The organism is Lujinxingia litoralis (assembly GCF_003260125.1).
GTDB classification, from domain to species: domain Bacteria; phylum Myxococcota_A; class Bradymonadia; order Bradymonadales; family Bradymonadaceae; genus Lujinxingia; species Lujinxingia litoralis.
On record NZ_QHKO01000008.1, the window covers coordinates 111,322 to 130,043 of the forward strand.

Consider the following 18,722-nt stretch of genomic DNA (forward strand, 5'->3'; position numbering starts at 1 on the left):
CCGCTGTGCTTTTAGTGCACCTTTACCCGAGGGTTCAGGGTGTCGGGGTGAAGGAGGTACGCAGGTTGTACTTGCCGGCGTCGTTGGCCGTGGCGCCGTAGACCTCAAACACGTAGGTACCCGGTACCAGGCCAGAGTTGGAGATCATGACGGCGTTGCCGGTCAGGGGGTCGGTGGTGAAGACGCGGTTTCCGGCGTCATCGAGCAGCGCCAGGTAGAGGGTACCGAGGGCGTGTTGGGAGTGCAGCTCGACGTTGAGATCGCCCACTTCGGTGACTTCGACCTCGAAGAAGTCGGACTCGGGGAAGAACTCGAAGGTTCGGCGATCGGGGCAGAGGATGGCGTCGATCGAGTCGTTAAGGGTCAGGGGGACCGCGTCGAAGCGGGTGTGATTGGGGGAGAAGAGGTCATCGTCGGGGCAGGCCAGCTCCAGGTTGGCCGGGCAGCTCACCTCCGCGCGCAGGCCGTAGGTGTTGGTGTCGGAGTTCCAGGCGGTGACGCGGACTCCGTAGGCCCCGGAGGCGGTGGCCGTGTAGCTCAGGGCTTCGTCGTCGGTAGCGGAGAAGCTGCGTGCCAGGTAGTTGGAGGCGGTGGGCTCCACGTTGGGAGCGTAGAGGAAGAGATCCAGGTCTCCGTTGGCGTCGATGAAGGTCAGGTCGAGGTCGAGGGTGCAGCCTTCCTGCACGTAGATCTCGTACCAGTCGTCGGACTCGGCCACGCAGAGCGCGCCGTCAAGGTAGGCCAGGGGGCCTTCGAGCGCGTAGCTTGTGAGGTGATCGCCGTTGGGTTCAAAGATGTCATCGCCCGGGCAGGAGGGGAGGGCCGGGCAGGACACCACGCTTGGGGTCAGAGTGTAGGTGGTGGCCGCCGACTGGAAGGGGTGCACGCTCAGGTAGTAGGTGCTGGTGGAGCTCACACCGCTGACGTTCTCCGCGTTGGTGCCGGCGTTGGTGCTGGTCGCGATGCGGCGAGTGGCGGTGTGGAGGTCGAGATCGACATCCTGGTAGGAGCCGGCATAGCCGGTGCCGGTGATATCGAGCTGACCAGTGAGGGTGCAGCCCACCGGGGCTTCAAAGCGGTAGTAGTCGGCATTGCTCTGGCAGCTTGCTGCGTCATATCCGAGGCCCGGGGTCAGTGCGACCGCCTGGGCTATCGAGTCGTTGGGTTCGCCCTGGTCATCTGCGGAGCAGATGGTGCCCATGTAGCAGCCCGAGGTGTTGAACCCGCAGACCACGGAGCAGGTGAGGGTACCGCCGTCGAAGCCCTGTGAGGTGCAGGTTTCGCCGTTAAGAGCGTTGCCGTCGCAGACCTCGAAGCCCTGGTTGATGATGCCATCGCCGCAGATGGGGTCGGTGGTGCAGGCGGAGGTGTCGAAGGCGCAGGAGGAATTGCAGGCGAGGGTGCCGCCGTCGAAGCCCTGTGAGGCGCAGGATTGTCCGCCGAGGTCGGAGCCATCGCAGGCCTCGGAGGTCTGGTTGACGGTGCCATCGCCGCAGACGGGGTTGGTGGAGCAGGCGGAGGTGTCGAAGGCGCAGGAGGAATTGCAGGCGAGGGTACCGCCGTCGAAGCCCTGTGAGGCGCAGGATTGACCGCCGAGGTCGGAGCCGTCGCAGGATTCGGAGGTCTGGTTGACGGTGCCATCGCCGCAGACGGGGTTGGTGGAGCAGGCGGAGGTGTCGAAGGCGCAGGAGGAATTGCAGGCGAGGGTACCGCCGTCGAAGCCCTGTGAGGCGCAGGATTGACCGCCGAGGTCGGAGCCATCGCAGGACTCGGAGGTCTGGTTGACGGCGCCATCGCCGCAGACGGGGTTGGTGGTGCAGGCGGAGGTGTCGAATCCGCAGGAGGCGTTGCATGCGAGGGTGCCGCCGTCGAAGCCCTGCGAGGCGCAGGTCTCTCCGCCGAGGTCGGAGCCGTCGCAGGATTCGGAGGTCTGGTTGACGGTGCCATCGCCGCAGACGGGGTTGGTGGTGCAGGCGGAGGTGTCGAAGGCGCAGGAGGCGTTGCATGCGAGGGTGCCGCCGTCGAAGCCCTGCGAGGCGCAGGTCTCTCCGCTGAGGTCGGAGCCGTCGCAGGATTCGTTTGCTTGATTTACTTCGTCATCGCCGCACGTTTTGGGCACTTCATCGAAGCAAGCGGTGGTGTCGAAGGTGCAGGAGGAGGAGCAGCCGAGTTCGCCCAGGTCGAAGCCCTGGGACTGGCAGGACTCTCCGCCGAGGTCGGAGCCCTCGCATTCCTCGTTCCCCTCAATGAGGTTATTGCCGCAGCTCGGGCCGGCGTCAGCATCAGCGTCGTCGTCGGCATCAGCGTCGCCGTCGGCATCAGCGTCGCCGTCGGCGTCAGCGTCGTCGTTGGTATCGGCATCCGGGTCGGTGCCGGTGTCGCGATCGTCCACCAGGTCGGTGTCATCGAAGAGCGTCGGTCGCACGTCGTCGTCAGTGCCGCAGGCTGCCAGCAGCATGCAGAAGAGCAGAGTCAGGGGAGCCGCGTACAGGCGCTTGCTCCGAGGGGAGGGTTGAGGAAGATGAACGGGCATGGAGGGCTCCTGCGGGCGAGTCGTTTATGTGCGAAAAAAAGAATGGATTTCGCGCACATAAGGGCGGTTCTGTCGTACGGTTTCGGAAGGGCGCGCACCTTTTCATAAAATTTTCAGGATGTCCAATGGCGCACGAAGGTCCTGTTAAGGCGTCAATCACAGGGGGTTACCCCGGGAGGTGGGAATGGAAGAGGAGGTGGTCGAAGGGAACAAGAGAACGCTGAAGATCGTGCTCATTGTGCTGGGCGCGATCCTCGCGATGAGCCTGCTCTGCTGCGGGGGAGCGGCGTTTTTCGGGGTGGGAATCTTCAGCGAGCTCGCGGATACGGCGAAGACCTATTACCCGGCGTGTGAGGAGCTGAATGACAACTCCGCCTGCTCCAGCTGCTGCCGAGAGCGAGGCCATACCGGGCATGTCTTTGGCGACTGGGTGAACGAGGAGGGTAAGATGTGTGGGTGTCTGGGGGATGCTCAACCCGATGGCGTGGGCGAGGCGCAGACGCCTTGAGTGCACGAGCTCCGGCTGACCGGGGCTCGCGGTGAGGTGGGCGGTTGCCCGTTAATGCAACGAGCCGGCCCCGTCAGGGGCCGGCTCGAGTCGTTTCGGGCAGGGGGGGTTAAGGGACGCTGCTGTCCTGGAGGGAGGCGCAGGTGATGGTGTTATGCAGGCTGTAAGCGCCGGTCGCTCCGTCGTAGCCATATACCTCAAGTCTGTAGACCTCCTCGGTGCTTACCTCGGTGAGGCGTACTTCCTCTCGGTCGGAGGTGGACGAACTCCGAGCGATGATGGCGCCGGTGGAGTCGTAGAGGGCAAGCTCAAGGTCGCCCACGGCGTGGGAGAACTCCAGCACGCTGGAGAGCTGGCAGCCTGCGGGGACTGTGAGTTCGTAGTAGTCGCGTGAGGCGTCACAGATGGTGCCGTTAAGCAAGGCGGTGGGGCCTTCCAGAGGGTAGGGATTCGCCAGAGAGTCATTGGGTTCAAACATGTCGTCATTCGGGCAGCCTGGCGCCGACAGGCAGGCGAGGTCGGCCACGGTGGCTTCCAGGTCATAGGAGCCTGTGGCGCTGCTCAGGGGGGAGACTTCCAGGTAGTAGGTGCTGGTGTTGGCGCCGGCCTGCACGGTGTCGGTCTGACCGGCGCCCGACGTGGCTCGGGCGAGCTCACCGGAGGCGGTATGCAGGGAGAGCTCGAAGTCGACGTCGGCCTGTGGGGTCATGCGGGCGAGGACCGAGCAGCCGACCGGGAGGGTGAGGGTGTAGATGTCGCGGGCATCGCCCTCGCAGATGGCGTCTTGAATCGGCAGGTTGTCCGGGGAGAGGGGGGCGGCCTCGGCAAAGGTGTCGTTGGGCTCGGAGCCCTGAAGATCTTCACAGCTCAGGGCGACGGTGCAGGCAGAGGTGTCGAAGGTGCAGGCGCTGGAGCAGGTCAGCGTGCCGCCGTCGTAGCCCAGGGTGAGGCAGGATTGCCCGTTGAGGTCGGCGCCGTCGCAGGCTTCGTCGCTCTGGTTGATGGTGTCATCGCCGCAGGCCGAATCCTGGTGCCCGTGCGTGTGTCCGCGCCCGATCTCGTGTCCGAGTGCCTGGCCCTTTCCGTATCCGTGGGCATGCCCCTGTCCCTGTCCGTGTGGGGCGTCGGCCTCGGAGAGGTCGGGAGGGAGCGCCAGGGGGCCGGGCCCCACAGGGGCCAGGAGTAGGATGAGGAGCAGGGCGAGAAAGCAGGCCATTGATGAGCGTCGCGATGCGCGTGGGCGCGAGGTGTGCATGAAGGCTCCTTGAAAGGATCACGTGTGCGTCTCGATGGACACAGGAGTGCTGACATCAGGGCGTGTGACGCCGTGCATGACTGCTCCACTTCGTTGAGAAGGTCCCCTGGTTGTGGTCGTGATTACAGGCTAGCTGCTCGCCCGGGCGGTGGTGTTGCCGTGTTTAGGGGGCGGTTTAGGTTTACTTCGTTCGTGAATCCGGGATTCCAATACCTCCAAGGGGGCATCGTGTCAGAACCACCGGAGCGCAGGGTCGGATCGGTCGGTGAGGAGATGTATCAATGGGCGCGTGAGCTCTATCCGATGTGCCGTAGCCTGACCGGGGAGGGGACCCGCCAGACCCTGCGATTCTTGCAGGAGCGTCTGCCGGGGATGCGCTTGGTGGAGGTGCCCAGTGGAACGCGCGCTTTTGATTGGGAGGTGCCGCTGGAGTGGAACATTCGGGGAGCGCAGATCCGCGACATGTCCGGGCGAGTGCTGGTGGATTTTGCCGATCATAATTTGCATGTGATGGGGTATTCGGAGCCCATCTGTGCGCGGGTGAGTAGAGAAAAGCTTGAGCACCATCTCTACTCGATCAAGGAGCAGCCCGACGCCATCCCTTATGTGACGTCGTTTTATGAGCGACGCTGGGGGTTTTGCGTGCCGCATCGGCTGCGCGAGGCGCTGGGACCGGGGCCCTTTGATGTGTGGATCGATAGCACCCTGGCGCCGGGCAGCCTGACCTATGGAGAGCTGCTGCTGGAGGGGGAGAGCTCGCGGGAAGTGCTCCTGTCGACCTATGTGTGTCATCCCTCCATGGCCAATAACGAGCTCTCCGGGCCGGTGGTCACCACGGCGCTGGCGCGTTGGTTGATGGCGCAGCCCCGGCGCCGGCTAAGCTACCGAATCGTCTTTGTCCCCGAGACCATCGGTTCGATCGTGTACTTAAGCCGTCACCTGGAGGAGATGCGTCGGCGGACGCTGGCCGGGTTTGTGCTCAGCTGTGTGGGTGACGAGCGTACCTACTCGTACCTGCCCACGCGCCGGGGGGACACGCTTACCGATCGGGTGGCGCGCCATGTGCTCAAGCATCATGCCGGCAGCTTTGATGCCTACAGCTTTCTGGATCGAGGCAGCGATGAGCGGCAGTACGGGGCGGTGGGTGTGGATCTGCCGGTGGCCCTGATGATGCGCTCGAAATTTCATACCTACCCGGAGTACCACACCTCATTGGACGACCTTTCGCTGATTACGCCGCGAGGGCTGGAGGGAGCGTACGAGGCGCATCGTCTGGCGCTTTACGTGCTGGAGCACAACGCGCGCTGGCGTACCACCACGATCTGTGAGCCCCAGCTGGGCCGGCGAGGGCTTCACCCGACGCTGAGCACGCGCGAGGGGGCGCGCCGCGACGTGGGAGTCAAAGGGATGCGCAACCTGCTGGCCTATGCCGACGGACGCCTCGACCTGGTGGAGCTGGCCGAGGCGGTGGGGCTGGCGGCCTGGGAGTGCGTACCCCTGTTGAAGATCCTGGAGCGCGAGGGGCTGGTGGTGCGCGTGGAGGAAGGAGGCGCGCGCGACGAGCTGCGGGAGGCCCTGGGGGAGTAGCTGCGCCCGGGAGCTTCGGCCGGGTTCGCCACGCTCCGCGAGCGTCAGCGTGGCGAGGTGCGGAGGAGGTGCAGCAGGGCTCCCAGGGTGGTGAGCTCGGCCGGGTCGGTCTGGAGGAGATCCAGGGTGATGCCGGCGCGCTCCTGCAGAGCACTTAAAAGCTCCAGAAAGGCGATGGAGTCGAGCACACCCGCCTCGATGAGGTCGAGCTCGTCGCGGGGGGCCTCGCCGGCGCGGGTGAGCGGGCCATCAAGCAATTCCAGAAGGAGAGTTCGGGCGTGGGGAGGTTGCATCAGAGGCTGCTCCGGGGCAGAGATCCGTCGGTTCCCCGGTGGGTGACCAGCGCCCAGGGGTTGGCTTCGAGCAGGCCGATGGCCTGATTGACAAAGTCGCGACTGGAGACGCTGATGAGGGTCGAGGCGCCCACCCGACGCTCGCCAAGCTGGCGGTCGCGGTGCAGGGCGTGGGTGAGCGGGGCGATGTTTGATTGAAGCCCCAGCGAGAGATCGCGGGCGTACATGCGGTAGGTGCGCAGGCGCGCGACCCCCGCGCTCCGATAGGGCGCCTGAAAGGACTTCCACGCTCGGTAGGGCACACCCACCCGCTCTTCGGCCCAGTGCACCAGGCTCACGCGCTCCAGCCCGCAGCCCAGGGTGAGCACCCGGGCGTCGTACTCGATGAGCGTGTCGAAGCTGGAGCCGCGCTCAAAGGCCCCGGCGGTGTCCGGGGCGGTCAGCGCCGCGGCCAGCGGACCCACCGCGGCGATCGATTGCATCGGATGCGCCGAGCGCCGGGCATGCGGGAGCGTGCGCACAAACTCCGCCAGGGCCCCCATCTGCCGCGAGGGAGTGGAGGCCCGATCAAAGAACTCCCCGCGGCAGAACCCGAAGTTAAAGGTGGGCACGCAGATGGTGGCCCGATGGCCCAGGTGCTCGCGCAGGGTCTCAAAGATCAGCTCGGGGATGGCCGTGGGAGTAGCCCCCTGGAGCAGCCCCAGACGAAAGAGCGAGCTGTGCACAAAGACCAGGCGCGGCGGCTCGGGATGAAGTTCTTTGAGGGCTCGTAAGAGGTCGCTTAAGGCGTAGGTGGTCATGGTCACTCCCGGAGCGTGTTGAGGTAGAGCGCGAGGGCGCGGCGATCGAGCTTGCCGTTGGAGTTCTGAGGCAGGGTGGGCAGCGCTAAGAGACGTTCGGGCACCATGTAGGCCGGGAGCTCCGCGAGCAGGCGCTGGCGCAACGCCTGCTCGGCGCTGGGGCTGAGCTCGGTGGGGTGGGCGATGAGCGCGACCAGATGGTCGGCGGCCCGGGGCTCGGAGGGAAAGGGCAGGCAGGCCACCTGAGCGTGACCCAGCGCGCGGGCCAGGGCGGCTTCGACCTCGGCCGGCTCAATCCGATGCCCCCGCACCTTGAGTTGAGTGTCGAGGCGTCCCACAAAGCGCAACTCGCCGCGTTCGTCGCGGACCACCCGATCGCCGGTGCGGTAGAAGGCGCCCGGAGCCAGGGCCTCGGCGCTGCGCGCGTCATCCTTCCAGTAGCCCGCGAAGACCTGGGGCCCGCGTAGCCAGAGCTCGCCGGGCTCTCCAGTCGGTTGCGGCTGGCCCTCCTGGTCGACCACCACCGCCTCATGCCCGGCAAAGGGTTCCCCCAGCGGGGCGCTGCCCTCGCCCTGATTCAGGAGCTCGGGGGTGAGCTGGCGAGCGCAGATGGCGATGGTCGCCTCGGTGGGACCGTAGAGGTTGAAGAGCTCGGCCCGGGGGGCGGCCCGGGCAAAGGCCCGGGCCACCCCCATGGGCAGCGCTTCGCCGCAGAAGAGCACGCTCTTTAGCGTGCCCAGCCCGCCGGGAGGGAGCTGCCCGTGACGCGCCATCGCCGCGGCCAGCGTCGGGACGCAGAAAAAACGCGTGAGCTGATGCTCCAAAATAAAGCGCCCCGGGGAGAGGCGATCGCGGCGCGTAAGGGGCACCAGGGTCGCGCCCGAAGACCAGGCGGTCAGCAGATCGTGCACCGAGAGGTCGAAGGTGAGCTCAAAGGTGCGCGAGACCCGCTCCCCGGGCTGCAGGGGCCAGGCCTGACGCGCATGCTCCAGGTAGGCGCCCACGTTGGCGTGGGTGATGGGCACGCCCTTGGGGGTGCCGGTGCTCCCGGAGGTGAAGAGCAGGTAAGCCAGCGCCTGCGGGTCGACGTAGCGCCAGGCATGAGGCAGGGGCGCCGGCGGGAGATCCGGGGCAAAGAGCAGGCGATGCTTGGGATGGGCCGCGCGCAGCGCGGTCTGGTGCTCAAGCTCCGGGAGCAAGAGGGTGAGCGGTCGGGGCGCCTGGCTTAAGAAGGCGTCGAGGTCGTTGAGCGCCTCCGGCCCCACAATCAGCGTGTCGACCCCGGCGCGCTCCACCAGCTCCAGGCGCCGGCTCAGCGGGTGGTGCGGGTTCAGCGGGGTGTAGGCCGCGCCGGCGGCCCAGATGCTCAGGATCCCGGCATGTGCGCTCAGGCTGGTTTCCGCGGCGATGCCCACCACCTGATGTCCTCCCGGGGGGGCCACGCTTAAGAGCGCACAGCCCAGACGCCCGGCCTGCCCGACCAGCTCGGCGTAGGTGGTGGTCTGCCCCTCGCTGAGCAGCGCCGCGGTGTCCGGGGTGCGCTCCGCCTGGTCAAACACGTACTCGACGATGGAAACCATGACTCTCCCCCTGTGCCCGGGTCGCTAAAATGGGGCCGGTCGCGTTGGCGATGTGTGGTGTCTGGTCAAAGGTCGGCATCAGGGGGAGGGTGTCGAGGGGAAAGGAGGAGGGAGGAGCCCGGGAGCCCGGGGCGTGTGGGCCGGGTCAGGCAGGGGGCTTTGGAGAGGGGCCTCCTTTGGGGGGCCTCCCCGTGGCCGGCCTCCTGGCGAGAGGGGGCTCAGGCCCTATGTCCGGAAGAGCACATCAAGACGCTCTCCAGCCCGCTAAAAGACGGGCGGAAGGCATCCGGGATGTCCTTAAATCGGGTATTGGCGGAGGTAAATTGACGGACTGTGCCAAAATGTCACGGTGAGGTGGGGTGTAAGGCAATGGACTGTTGCAAATTACCACGGTGGTGTGGGGGGTAAGGCGATGTACTGTGCCAAAATGTCGCACTTTTAGAGAATCGGGGTGATGCGGGGTCGGTCGAGCTGGGGGGGCAGGAGCCGGGCTGTGAGCGGGCTCATTTTTTGGCGTGGGAGGGGGCCGGCGTTTCATCGCGGTGGGTGATGATGTCCCAGCGCAGGCGAGCCATGGGGTGGGCGAGTCGGCGGAAGGTGAGCAGGCAGAGGGTGATGGTGCCCAGGGCGGTGGCGGCGGCGATCATGAACATGATCAGGATCTGGTAGGCGACGGCATCGGCGGGGTCGGCGCCGGCCAGGATCTGGCCGGTCATCATGCCGGGGAGGCTGACCAGGCCGACGACCATCATGGCGTTGATGATGGGGATCATGCCGTTTCGCACGCCTTCTTTGAGGTGCTGGCGGGAGGCCTCCCAGAGGGAGCTTCCCATGGCGAGTCGGGCTTCGATGGCGGGGCGTTGGAGGACGATGTCGCTGAGCATGCGGTCGAGGCCCAGGCTGATGCCGGTGAGGCCGTTTCCGAGCAACATGCCCAGCAGGGGGATGACGTACTGGGGGGTGAACCAGGGGTCGGCGCCGATGACGAGTTCGGTGATGGCGAAGGTGGTCAGGGAGGTGGCCAGGGTCAGGGAGGCAAAGGCGGTGATGTGGGAGCCGGGCACCTGGCGAGCGGAGCGGGAGATGGCGGCGCGGGCGGCGGCGATGAGCATGACCAGGAGCATGGGGAGGACGTAGTACCAGCGGTTGGCCTCAAAGACCCATTCGAGGATCAGGCCCAGGAGGGAGAGCTGGACGACGGTGCGCAGGGCGGCGATGGCCAGGCTTTTTTGGAGGCCGAGCTTGAGGGCCAGGCTGATGAGGGCCGGGATCAGCAGCAGGAGCGCGGCGATGGCCAGGTCGAGGGGGGAGAGCTGGACGTAGGTCATGGCGAGGTCGAGGCCGGGGGGCGCCAGCGGTGGATGGAGAGGGTGCGGGTGGCCAGGCGTTGGCGTTGTTGGCGGGAGTGGCTGATCCAGATCAGGGCGCGCGTCGGATCGTCGTTGAGGTAGCGCAGCAGGAGGGCTTCGACGAGGTCGCGGCGCTCGGGGTCGAGCGAGGCGGTGGGTTCGTCGAGGAGGAGGGCCCGGGGCTTCAGGGTGAGCGCGCGGACCAGGGCCAGGCGTTGTTGCTGGCCGGGGGAGAGGCGATCGAAGGGGTGGTGGTCGCGCAGGTCTCCCAGGCCCAGAAGGTCGAGGAGTTGGCGTTGCGCGTCTTCGTCGAGCCCTGGCGGAGTGTCGTCGGGGCGAAAATCGGCGTAGTGGCGAGCCAGCGCGAGCTCCTGGCCCAGCGTGGTGGCCAGGGGGGCGGGGCGCTGGTGGAGGTAGACGAGCTGGCGTCGGACGGAGCGGATGGTGTCGGGGCTCAGGGGCTGGCCGCGCCAGTAGACCTGACCGGTGGAGCCGGGGAGCAGCCCGATGATCGCCCGCAACAAGGTCGACTTGCCCGAGCCGCTTTCCCCCTCCAGGGCCAATCGTTGGCCGGAGCCCAGCTCGAAGGTGACGCCGGACCACAGGGGGGCGTCGTGGTCGGGCGGGGTCCAGCTGAGGTTGTGGACCCGGAGGAGGGGGGCGCTCATTGGAAGAGGGGGAGGCGCAGGTGGCGGAGTTCGGCGGTGTCGGTTCGGTAGAAGATGTGGGCGTGGTTGTCAGGGGTGATGCGGAGGATGGCCTGATTGTGCGCGGGGATCTCGGGGAGGTCGATGGGTTCGTAGCCGCCGTTGGAGGTCTGACGGTGGAGGGTGAGCTGGCCGGTGGGCTGGCCGGTGGCGTCGGTGGCGTGTCCCAGGATGTAGAGGAGGCCGGAGGGGGTGTAGGCCAGATCGGTGATGTGGACCTCAACGGGGATAAACACGCTTTCCATGGCGCGTTCGTTGCGGCGCACGAGGCGTTGTTCGGCGTTGCTGAACTGGTGGTAGAGGATCAGCGGAGTGCCGTTGGGGGAGTAGCGCAGGAGAAAGGAAGGGGAGGAGTTGTCGGCGATTGGAGTGAGTTGGAAGGGCTCGTTGTCGTTGGTCAACTCGGCGAGCCAGAGAGCGTTGGCAATGGTGGGGTTGTCTGCGGGGGGGCGGAGTGCGAGCAGGCCCAGGCTGGAGGGGCTTGAGGCCAGCGGGCCTGGGAACATGAGGGGGGGATCGGCGTTTTCGAAGTTTAAGAAGATGTGCCAGTTCTCGTCTATCCGTGCGCGTACTTCGTTGGGGAAGCCCATCACCGGGAAGCCATTGGGTGCGAGGTCCATGGTCAGGTAGCCGGGGATGAGGCGTGGGGGGACTGGCAGTGGCGAGTAGGACCAGTTTTCGCTGCCGGCGCCCCGGGCGTAGGTGACCTGCGGCGTGCCCTCGTGTTCGTCGTGGTAGACCAGGTGGAAGATATCGTCGCGGATGCGCAGGGTGACGTTCGGGGGAGCGCTGTTTGAGAAGGAGTTGTCCGGGGCGTTGAGAACCCGGGACTCCCAGGTGTCACCGGTCCAGCTGACGAGTTGGATGGTCTGGTTGTTTCGCGAGACGAAGGCCAGGTGGGGGTGATGGGCGGTGTCGAAGGCGATGGCTTCGGCGCGTAAGAAAGGGGTCTGTTCCAGGGTGGTGTAGCGGGCGATCAGGGAGGGATCGGAGGGCTGCGGGCCGGTGTCGGCATCGGCGTCGTGCCCGGCGTCGGTGGGCGGGTTGGTGTCGGCGTCGTGTCCGGTGTCGGCTGGCGGGCCTGCGTCCTCGGTGTCGGCGTCGTGTCCGGCATCGTCGGGGGTGGTCGGGTGGCAGCGGCTCTGGATGCAGGTCTCGTCGCTGAAGCAGTCCTGCGAGGAGGCGCAGCTGCGGGCGTCGTGGGAGGGGGAGCAGGCTGCGGCCAGGGTGAGGAGCGCCATGGCGAGGAGGGGAGTGGGGTACGACAAGGACATGGCGAAGCGCTCCGGGTTGCGAGCTGCGGGCTCGGGTGTCAGCTGGTGTAAGGAGAGGTTACGCTAGCATGGGGAGAGGGCCGGGAGAAGGAAGGGGTTCGGGCGGGTGTCTGGCCGGGGGATCAGGCGGTTGTGGGGTGAGTCTGGGCGGCGGCGACGAAGTCGTTGATGCGCTGCCAGTGTTCCAGGATGAAGGGGGCGATGAGTTCGGGGTCTCGGGGGACCTGAGCGGCGGGGATGCGCCAGATGTTGACTTCGAGGTGGGCGTGGGTGAGGGCGCCGGTGAAGAGTTCGGCCATGGAGCCGACGCGATCGATGCCGCGGTGGGCGATGAAGACCAGGTCTTTGTCGGCGGCGTGTTCGACGAGTTTGAGGGCGCCGTCGCGCAGGGGGGGGAGGGTGTGGGTGAGGGCGCGGGCGGTGGCCAGGAGGTCGGCTTTATCGGGGGAGGCGGCGAATTTATCGAGGAGGCGCTGGCGCTTGGCCGGGGAGAAGCGGGTGCCTTCGGGGTAGAGGACCAGCGAGAAGGTGTCGCGGTGGTCCCGGGCCAGCGCGAGGATTTTTTGGACTTCGGCCTCGGGGTTGTTGGTGCCGCGGTTGACAAAGACGTTGGGGATGCGCTGGGCGACGTAGTCGAGGGCGGGGTCGGCCAGGAGCTCGGACTTGATGACGTAGGCGAAGATGCGGGGAGAGGAGGCGATGCCCAGGGGGAGCATGGTGTCGAGGGTGGAGGCGTGTCGGCAGAGGATGACGGCGGGGTGGGGGTTGTCCAGGTGGTCGAGTCCTTTGACGGAGATTCTGGCGCCGAAGAGTTTTAGGGCGGTCCAGAAGAGGCCGCGGGACCACCAGCGCTGCACGCGGCGGTTGGCACGCTCGTAGGCCTGGGGGGAGAGGCCCAGGAGGTGAAAGCGCAGCCAGTGGACCAGGGCGAAGAGCAGGCCGGTGCACTCCAGGACAAAGAAGTAGCTCAGGAAGATCAGGGCGCGGGCGGCCGAGAAGTGGTCGCGGGCGACCAGGCCCCAGAGCAGGGCCAGGGGGAGGGTCAGCGGGAGGGAGGCGGGCATGAGGATGGCGAGCGCGAACCAGGCGGAGGTGGTGATCAGGCGGCGCTTCCAGGAGATGTCGGTGGGGATGGGGTTCATGGTGATGTCGGTGGGGAGAGAAAAAATGAAGGGGAGCACGCAAAGATCGCCCAAAGATCACGACAACAGAGGCAGGCGATGTGCTGACATGTAGGTGTAAGGGGCACACCCGGGGTCCGGGGAGGGCTATCCGGTGGCCAGGGTTGGCTTATAGACAGGGGAGGGAGTCATGGGCAAGGGCATGGAGAGGGTGGGGGGAGGGGCGCAGGTGAGGGCGTTGATGCAGGCCGGCGATGTGCGGGGGCTGGCCCGGGCGATGGGGTATGAGGTGGTGGGGGTGGAAGTGATGGGCGCGGCGTTGCGGGCCTGGGGGCTGTGGGACGGGGATCTGGCCGGCCTGGAGGGGCTGGAGGTGGTGGGTCGGGGGGAGGGGTATCGTCTGATGTGTGTGCGCGGGGGGAGCTGGGAGCGGGCGCGGGCGTTGATGATGAAGGTGGCCGCGCGCAGTGAGGGGATGACGGTGGTGTGGTGGTGGTTGAGCGGGGAGGCGTGGACGGCGGCGATGGTGGATGACGATGAGGAGGGGCGGCGGATCGTGCGGCGGCTGCGGGTGGATGGGAGGGAGCCCGATCCGGTGGGGCTGGGGCAGTGGTGGGCGCTGCGGGTGAGCGATGTGGTTAAGGGGGGGGCGGCCGGGGAGGGAGAGGCGGTACGTCGGCAGGTGCGGGATGTGCTGGATCAGGAGGGGGTGACGCGGGCGTTTTTTGAGGGGTTTTCGGGGGCGTTGCGGCGTTTGACGGCGACGATGGAGGGGGGGCCCGCGGAGGCTCAGGCTCGGCATGAGGTGGCGCTGGGGACTCTGTTGAGGGTGGTGTTTCTGTATTTTTTGCAGGCGCGGGGGGCGTTGGACGGGGATCGGCGCTACGTGATGCGGCGGCTGCGCCGGGAAGGGCGTCGGGGGAGTTTTTATCGGGAGGTGATGCGGCCGCTGTTCTTCGGGGCGTTGAATTGTCCGGTGGGGGCTCGTGGGGAGGAGGCCCGGGGGTTGGGGCGGTTGCCATTTTTGAACGGGGGGCTGTTTGAGGCCACGGCGCGGGAGCTGGCGAGTCCGGAGTTGGATTGGCCCGATGAGGTCTGGCGCGAGGTGTTGGAGGGGGTGTTTGAGCGGCACCGTTTTGTGGCGGAGTGGGCGGAGGCCGGAGACCTGAGTCCGGCGGTGGATCCGGAGATGCTGGGCAAGGTGTTTGAGGGGTTGATGTACGGGGAGTGGCGGGGGAGGTCGGGGAGTTTTTATACGCCGCGCGAGGTGGTTCGACAGATGGTGGGGCAGGGGCTGGGAGGGTACCTGGAGTCGGAGGCCGGGTTGAGCCGTGCGCAGGCGCAGGGGGCGTTGGAGGGGGATGTTCGGGGCCTGGATGCGGAGGGGCGGGCGCGCTTGCGGGAGGCGCTCTGGCGAGTGCGGGTGCTGGATCCGGCGGTGGGGACGGGGGCGTTTTTGCTGGAGGTGCTGGGGGTGTTGCGGCGAGTGGATCGGGCGTTGGATGAGGCCGCCGGGGTGGTGCGTACGGCGGGGGAGCGCTACGAGCGGATGCGGAGGTTGATCCACGAACATCTCTACGGGGTGGATGTGCAGGCCACGGCGGTGCGGCTGTGTGAGCTGCGTTTGTGGCTGGCGATGCTGAGTGCGCTGGAGGGGTTGCCGGCCGAGGCGATGCCGGCGTTGCCGAATCTGACGCATCGGTTGTGCGCGGGGAATTCGTTGTTGGAGCCCCTGGATGTGGCGCGCTACCGGGTGAAGGGAGAGGTGGGCGCCTGGGGGGAGGTGGGAGAGGTGAGTCGGGAGGGTTTGGAGCGGCTGGCGCAGCTGGAGGAGGCGTATACGGCGGCACACGGGGAGGAGAAGGTGGTGTTGAAGCGGGCCATGGAGCGCGCGCAGCGGGCGGTGCAGGCTGAGGTGTTGGAGGGGCGGCTGAGCCGGTTGAAGAGGGAGCTGGAGCAGCTGGCGGCGCGGGCCGAGAGCCGGGACCTCTTCGGGGAGGAGGCGGGAGAGGGGCCTCGGGAGCGGGAGGCGCGGGAGAAGCTGGAGGTGGAGGTGAGGGCGCTGGAGGAGGTGCTGGCCGATGTGGAGGCCGGGCGCCGGGAGGGGCTGGCGTTTGGGTACGGGGAGCGCTTCGGGGGGGTGATGGCGCGGGGCGGGTTTGATCTGGTGGTGACGAATCCGCCCTGGGTGAGGGCGACGCGGGTGGAACGGGGGCTGCGGGGGTTGTATCGGGCGCGTTATCGGGTGAGCGAGCCGGGGTTATGGGAGGGGGCCGCGCATGCCGGGGTGCGGGCGACCTTCGGGGCTCAGGCGGATCTGGCGGCGTTGTTTGTGGAGCGTTCGCTGGAGTTGTTGAAGCCCGGGGGGCGGCTGGTGGCGCTGGTGCCGGGGAAGGTGTTGCGCTCGTTGAACGGGGCGAGTCTGCGGCGAGTGCTGGGGGAGCATGAGCTGGAGGGGGTGGAGGATCGTTCGGAGGCGTCGGCGGCGATGTTTGAGGCGACGACGTATCCGGCGGTGCTGCGTGTACGAAAAGGTGGGGGCGCCGGGGAGGTGTGGCGAGGGGTGGAGGTGGCGATCTGGCGGGGTAAGGAGGTGCGGCGGTTTACGCGCCGGGTGGAGGCGCTGGGGGTCTGGGGGGCGGCGGCTGGCGAGCCCTGGGTGCTGGTAGACGAGGAGGTGCTGGGGCTTTTTCGGCGGATGCAGGCAAGGTCGGTGGCGCTGGGGGCCGCGGGGCTGTGGGAGGTGCGTCGGGGTGTGATGACGGGATGCAATCAGGCGTTTTTGGTGGAGTCAGGGGCGGAGCCTTCGGGGTGCTTTGCCGGCGCGTCGTCGTATCTGCGCCCGGCGGTGGGGGGACGCGATATCGGGGGGGAGGGCCAGGCGGGGCGGCGGTGGCTGGTGTGGCCGGTGGACGCTCAAGGGGAGGTGATGCGCGAGTTGCCCCGGGGGTTGAGGGCGCATTTTGAGGGGTATGCCGGGGCGTTGAAGCGACGCAGCGATTATCGGGAGGGACAGCCACTGTGGCAGCTCTACCGGGTGCATGCCGATGTGCTGGGGCCGAAGGTGATGTGGGCGGATCTGGGGCAGCGGTTGGAGGCGGTGGCGTCGTCGGGAGAGGAGGTGCCGCTGAACACGGTGTATTACGCCGGGGTGCGCAGTGAGGGGGAGGCGCGGGCGCTGGCGGCGTATCTGAACAGCGAGCCGGTGAGGGCGCTGGCCTGGGCGTTGGGGGAGCGGGCGCGGGGAGAGTGGCGTCGCCATTTTGCCTGGGTGGTGCGCCTGCTGCCGGTGCCCCGGGCGTTTGTGGAGGCGGTGGTGCGGGGGGAGGGGTTTGAGGCGTGGTGGGAGGGCGGTGCGTTTGAGGAGGCCTGGGGGTTGAGTGGTCGGGAGGTGGAGGTGCTCCGCAGGTATCGGGAGGGAAGCGGGGCGTTGACGACGCGGGAGGTGGCGTGATGGCGGAGGTGCGGGGGTGGTTGAGCGGGGCGTTGGGCTACGGGGCGCCGGTGGGGGAGGTGCGGGGGGAGGCCTTCTCGGAGCAGCAGCATGAGGCGGTGGTGCGGGGGGCGCAGGTGGTGGCGGCGCTGGGCGGGGTGGTGTTGGCCGATGGGGTGGGGGTGGGCAAGACGCGTGAGGCGTTGGGGTTGGCGGCGGTGGTGCGGCGTCGTGCCGGGGGAGGGCGCGTGCTGCTGGTGGTGCCCTCTCGGGTGCAGGGGGCCTGGAGGGCGGAGGCTGGCACCCGGGGCTGGGTGGAGGGGCGCCAGTATGAGGTGGTGACGCATCACCGGATGAGCCGAGGGGGGATCGGGGGGCGTTGGGCTGTGGTGGTGGTGGATGAGGCGCATCGTTTTCGGCATGGGGGGACCCGGCGGGCGCAGGCGTTGATGGGCCTTGCGTCGGAGTCTCCGGTGGTGCTGGTGACGGCGACGCCGGTGTGTCGGGGGGCGGAGGACTTGCGGCAGTTGCTCGCGTATTTTTTAAGCGATCGGGCGGTGCGAGGGTTGGTGGGGATGGGGCTGGCGGATGCGTTTGAGGAGGCCGGGCGTGGGGCGTTTGACCTGACGGAGTTGTTGGAGTCGGTGGTGATTCGGCGCTGGCGGGCGGATTTTGGGGAGGTACGGCGTCCGAAGGTGCGTTTTGAAGTGGAGAGGTACGAGGCCGGGGAGGCGGAGGCCTGGTTGTGGCAACATCTGGAGCAGGCGTTGCGGGGGATGGGGCTGGCAGCGTTTGAGGGGACGTGGCCCCGGGGGTTGTTTGTGACGACGGGGCTGCGGCAGTGGGAGAGCGGTGCGGGGGCTCTGGAAGAGGCGTTGGGGGGGCTGGCGCACTATTTTGAGCGTTGGTTGGACGCGGCCGCGCGGGGGCGGTGGCTGGCTGTGGGGCGGTTTCGGGAGGTGTTTGAGGGGGTGAGTGCGCGGCAGGGGGTGATGGGGTTTGTGTACGGGGAGCGCGCGGCGGATGAGGGGAGGTTGGCCGTGGCGCGAGAGGGGGTGGCGGAGGACCTCGAGGTGGTGCGGGAGGTGTTGGCCAGGGTGAGGCAGGTGCGTGAGGAGGGTGGGGGCGTGGAGGGGGCGGTGGCGCGGCTGGTGGGGAGGGAGCGGGGTGAGAAGTGGCTGGTGTTTACCGGCTATCAGGGGGCCGCGCGAGCGTTGTATCGGCGCCTGTGTCAGGAGGTGGGGGCGCAGGTGGGGGTGGGGCTTGTGACCGGCGGTGGCGCCGAGGTGACGGGGGCCGGGAGGGAGCGCTTTGAGGAGGTGATGTCGCGCTTTGTGGGGGATGTGGGGCGACGAGACGGGGTGGGGGTGTTGGTGGCGACGGATTGTCTGTCGGAGGGCGTGAATCTGCAGCGTTGTTCTCGGCTGGTGCTGGCGGATCTACCCTATTCGCCGCTGAAGCTGGAGCAACGGGTGGGGAGGGTTGTACGTCCGGGGGGCAGCGGTGGGGAGGTGCGGGTGTATCTGCCGCGTCCGCAGCAGTGGGCGGATACGTTGGGGATGCGTCGTCGGCTGGCGGCGAAGATCGGGGAGGCGTCGCGGGTGGGGGTGGCGCCGAGGCTGGCCGGGAGCGTGGGGTTGGGGAGCGAGGCTGGCGAGGAGGAGGTGGGAGTGTTGGAGGCGATGACGCTGGAGGATCGTTTAAGGGAGAGGCTTCGGGGGGAGGAGGCCGTGGGAGGGTGGATGAGGGTGGGAGAGGGAGAGGTGGAGCGTGTACTGGCGAGAGTCAGGGTGTGTGCGGGGGTGGAGCGGACGGTGTGGGTGAGCGCGGGGGCGTCGGGGGTGCGGGTGGGGCGTCTGGTGGAGAGGCTCGGCGGGTTGGTCGCGCTGGGGGAGGCGCGGGCGGAGGTGAGGCCCTGGGAGCCTCGGGACGAGGCGTGTTGGGAGGCGGTGCAGGGGTGGGTGAGGCGTCGACGTGCGGAGTTGGAAGGGGCTCGTCTGGCGCCGGCGGTGTTGGGACGGGGTGCGGTGCAGGTGCGGGTGTGGCGCGTGGTGTCGGAGGGGGCGCGTGGTGGGGAGCTGGGTGTGGGGCTGGAAGGGGTGGGGCGCTATCGGCAGCGGGTGCTCCGGGAGCAGCCCCCCGGGGTGTTGCGGCGTTGGGAGGGGCTGCTGGCGCTGGGAGGCGGTGCGCGGGCGCTCTGGGAGGAGGTTCAGCGCCTGGAGGTGCAGGAGGAGGCGCCGGTGAGGGTGGAGGTGGTGGCGGCGCTGGGGTGGGGACGGGGG

12 protein-coding genes and 1 pseudogene are annotated in these 18,722 nt (G+C 67.8%); 4 read left to right on the forward strand and 9 right to left on the reverse strand.

Going from position 1 to position 18,722, the window contains the following annotated elements:
- Positions 1-34: 34 nt before the first annotated feature.
- Positions 35-2,533, reverse strand: a complete 2,499-nt coding sequence (locus DL240_RS15560; RefSeq protein WP_111730827.1) for a PPC domain-containing protein — start codon at positions 2,531-2,533, stop codon at positions 35-37.
- Positions 2,534-2,717: 184 nt separating this feature from the next.
- On the opposite strand from DL240_RS15560, the gene DL240_RS15565 reads away from it, so the two are divergent.
- A complete protein-coding gene (locus DL240_RS15565; RefSeq protein ID WP_111730828.1) occupies positions 2,718-3,041 on the forward strand; it encodes a hypothetical protein in 324 nt (107 codons plus the stop codon).
- 109 nt (positions 3,042-3,150) lie between these two features.
- Here DL240_RS15565 and DL240_RS15570 read toward each other — a convergent pair whose 3' ends face one another.
- On the reverse strand, positions 3,151-4,296 hold the full coding sequence (locus tag DL240_RS15570) for a hypothetical protein (RefSeq protein ID WP_111730829.1): 1,146 nt from the start codon (positions 4,294-4,296) through the stop codon (positions 3,151-3,153).
- A 273-nt stretch (positions 4,297-4,569) separates the two neighbouring features.
- Between DL240_RS15570 and DL240_RS15575 the strand changes: the two genes are divergently transcribed.
- Entirely contained in the window at positions 4,570-5,883 is a 1,314-nt protein-coding gene (locus DL240_RS15575; protein WP_111730830.1) for a DUF4910 domain-containing protein, read from the forward strand.
- 44 nt (positions 5,884-5,927) lie between these two features.
- On the opposite strand, the gene DL240_RS15580 is transcribed toward DL240_RS15575, so the two are convergent.
- The 7 genes from DL240_RS15580 to DL240_RS15610 all read right to left on the reverse strand — a co-directional run bounded on the left by DL240_RS15580 (position 5,928) and on the right by DL240_RS15610 (position 13,028).
- Positions 5,928-6,176 (reverse strand): phosphopantetheine-binding protein, encoded by a 249-nt coding sequence (locus DL240_RS15580; protein WP_111730831.1) that lies wholly within the window; start codon positions 6,174-6,176, stop codon positions 5,928-5,930.
- Positions 6,176-6,976: an AAC(3) family N-acetyltransferase gene (locus tag DL240_RS15585; RefSeq protein WP_111730832.1), complete on the reverse strand. Its 801-nt coding sequence runs from the start codon at positions 6,974-6,976 to the stop codon at positions 6,176-6,178. The genes DL240_RS15580 and DL240_RS15585 overlap by 1 nt, the downstream gene beginning before the upstream one ends.
- A 2-nt stretch (positions 6,977-6,978) precedes the next feature.
- A complete protein-coding gene (locus tag DL240_RS15590) occupies positions 6,979-8,556 on the reverse strand; it encodes an amino acid adenylation domain-containing protein (RefSeq protein WP_111730833.1) in 1,578 nt (525 codons plus the stop codon).
- Between the two features lie 503 nt (positions 8,557-9,059).
- Complete coding sequence (locus DL240_RS15595; protein WP_111730834.1) at positions 9,060-9,884, reverse strand: ABC transporter permease; 825 nt, start codon at positions 9,882-9,884, stop codon at positions 9,060-9,062.
- Positions 9,881-10,573: an ABC transporter ATP-binding protein gene (locus tag DL240_RS15600; protein WP_111730835.1), complete on the reverse strand. Its 693-nt coding sequence runs from the start codon at positions 10,571-10,573 to the stop codon at positions 9,881-9,883. The genes DL240_RS15595 and DL240_RS15600 overlap by 4 nt, the downstream gene beginning before the upstream one ends.
- Positions 10,570-11,886, reverse strand: coding sequence for a hypothetical protein (locus DL240_RS15605; protein ID WP_111730836.1), 1,317 nt, complete (start codon positions 11,884-11,886; stop codon positions 10,570-10,572). Before DL240_RS15605 ends, DL240_RS15600 begins: the two co-directional genes overlap by 4 nt.
- Positions 11,887-12,008: 122 nt before the next feature.
- Entirely contained in the window at positions 12,009-13,028 is a 1,020-nt protein-coding gene (locus DL240_RS15610) for a lysophospholipid acyltransferase family protein (protein WP_146618339.1), read from the reverse strand.
- Positions 13,029-13,197: 169 nt separating this feature from the next.
- Here DL240_RS15610 and DL240_RS20790 point away from each other — a divergent pair, with 169 nt between their 5' ends.
- Together DL240_RS20790 and DL240_RS20975 are read left to right on the forward strand one after the other, a co-directional pair.
- On the forward strand, positions 13,198-16,461 hold the full coding sequence (locus DL240_RS20790) for an Eco57I restriction-modification methylase domain-containing protein (protein WP_158542623.1): 3,264 nt from the start codon (positions 13,198-13,200) through the stop codon (positions 16,459-16,461).
- Positions 16,461-17,924: pseudogene (locus DL240_RS20975) on the forward strand (SNF2-related protein); the annotation flags it as partial. The gene DL240_RS20790 and the pseudogene DL240_RS20975, both read left to right, overlap by 1 nt.
- Positions 17,925-18,722 lie beyond the last annotated feature (798 nt).

What these genes read in the sequence shown, in the direction of transcription:
- DL240_RS15560 (WP_111730827.1), bottom strand. Translation starts at nt 2,533, where the DNA reads ATGCCCGTTCATCTTCCTCAACCCTCCCCTCGGAGCAAGCGCCTGTAC.
- DL240_RS15575 (WP_111730830.1), top strand. Translation starts at nt 4,570, where the DNA reads ATGTATCAATGGGCGCGTGAGCTCTATCCGATGTGCCGTAGCCTGACC.
- DL240_RS15580 (WP_111730831.1), bottom strand. Translation starts at nt 6,176, where the DNA reads ATGCAACCTCCCCACGCCCGAACTCTCCTTCTGGAATTGCTTGATGGC.
- DL240_RS15565 (WP_111730828.1), top strand. Translation starts at nt 2,718, where the DNA reads ATGGAAGAGGAGGTGGTCGAAGGGAACAAGAGAACGCTGAAGATCGTG.
- DL240_RS15585 (WP_111730832.1), bottom strand. Translation starts at nt 6,976, where the DNA reads ATGACCACCTACGCCTTAAGCGACCTCTTACGAGCCCTCAAAGAACTT.
- DL240_RS15610 (WP_146618339.1), bottom strand. Translation starts at nt 13,028, where the DNA reads ATGAACCCCATCCCCACCGACATCTCCTGGAAGCGCCGCCTGATCACC.
- DL240_RS15590 (WP_111730833.1), bottom strand. Translation starts at nt 8,556, where the DNA reads ATGGTTTCCATCGTCGAGTACGTGTTTGACCAGGCGGAGCGCACCCCG.
- DL240_RS15600 (WP_111730835.1), bottom strand. Translation starts at nt 10,573, where the DNA reads ATGAGCGCCCCCCTCCTCCGGGTCCACAACCTCAGCTGGACCCCGCCC.
- DL240_RS20790 (WP_158542623.1), top strand. Translation starts at nt 13,198, where the DNA reads ATGGGCAAGGGCATGGAGAGGGTGGGGGGAGGGGCGCAGGTGAGGGCG.
- DL240_RS15595 (WP_111730834.1), bottom strand. Translation starts at nt 9,884, where the DNA reads ATGACCTACGTCCAGCTCTCCCCCCTCGACCTGGCCATCGCCGCGCTC.
- DL240_RS15570 (WP_111730829.1), bottom strand. Translation starts at nt 4,296, where the DNA reads ATGCACACCTCGCGCCCACGCGCATCGCGACGCTCATCAATGGCCTGC.
- DL240_RS15605 (WP_111730836.1), bottom strand. Translation starts at nt 11,886, where the DNA reads ATGTCCTTGTCGTACCCCACTCCCCTCCTCGCCATGGCGCTCCTCACC.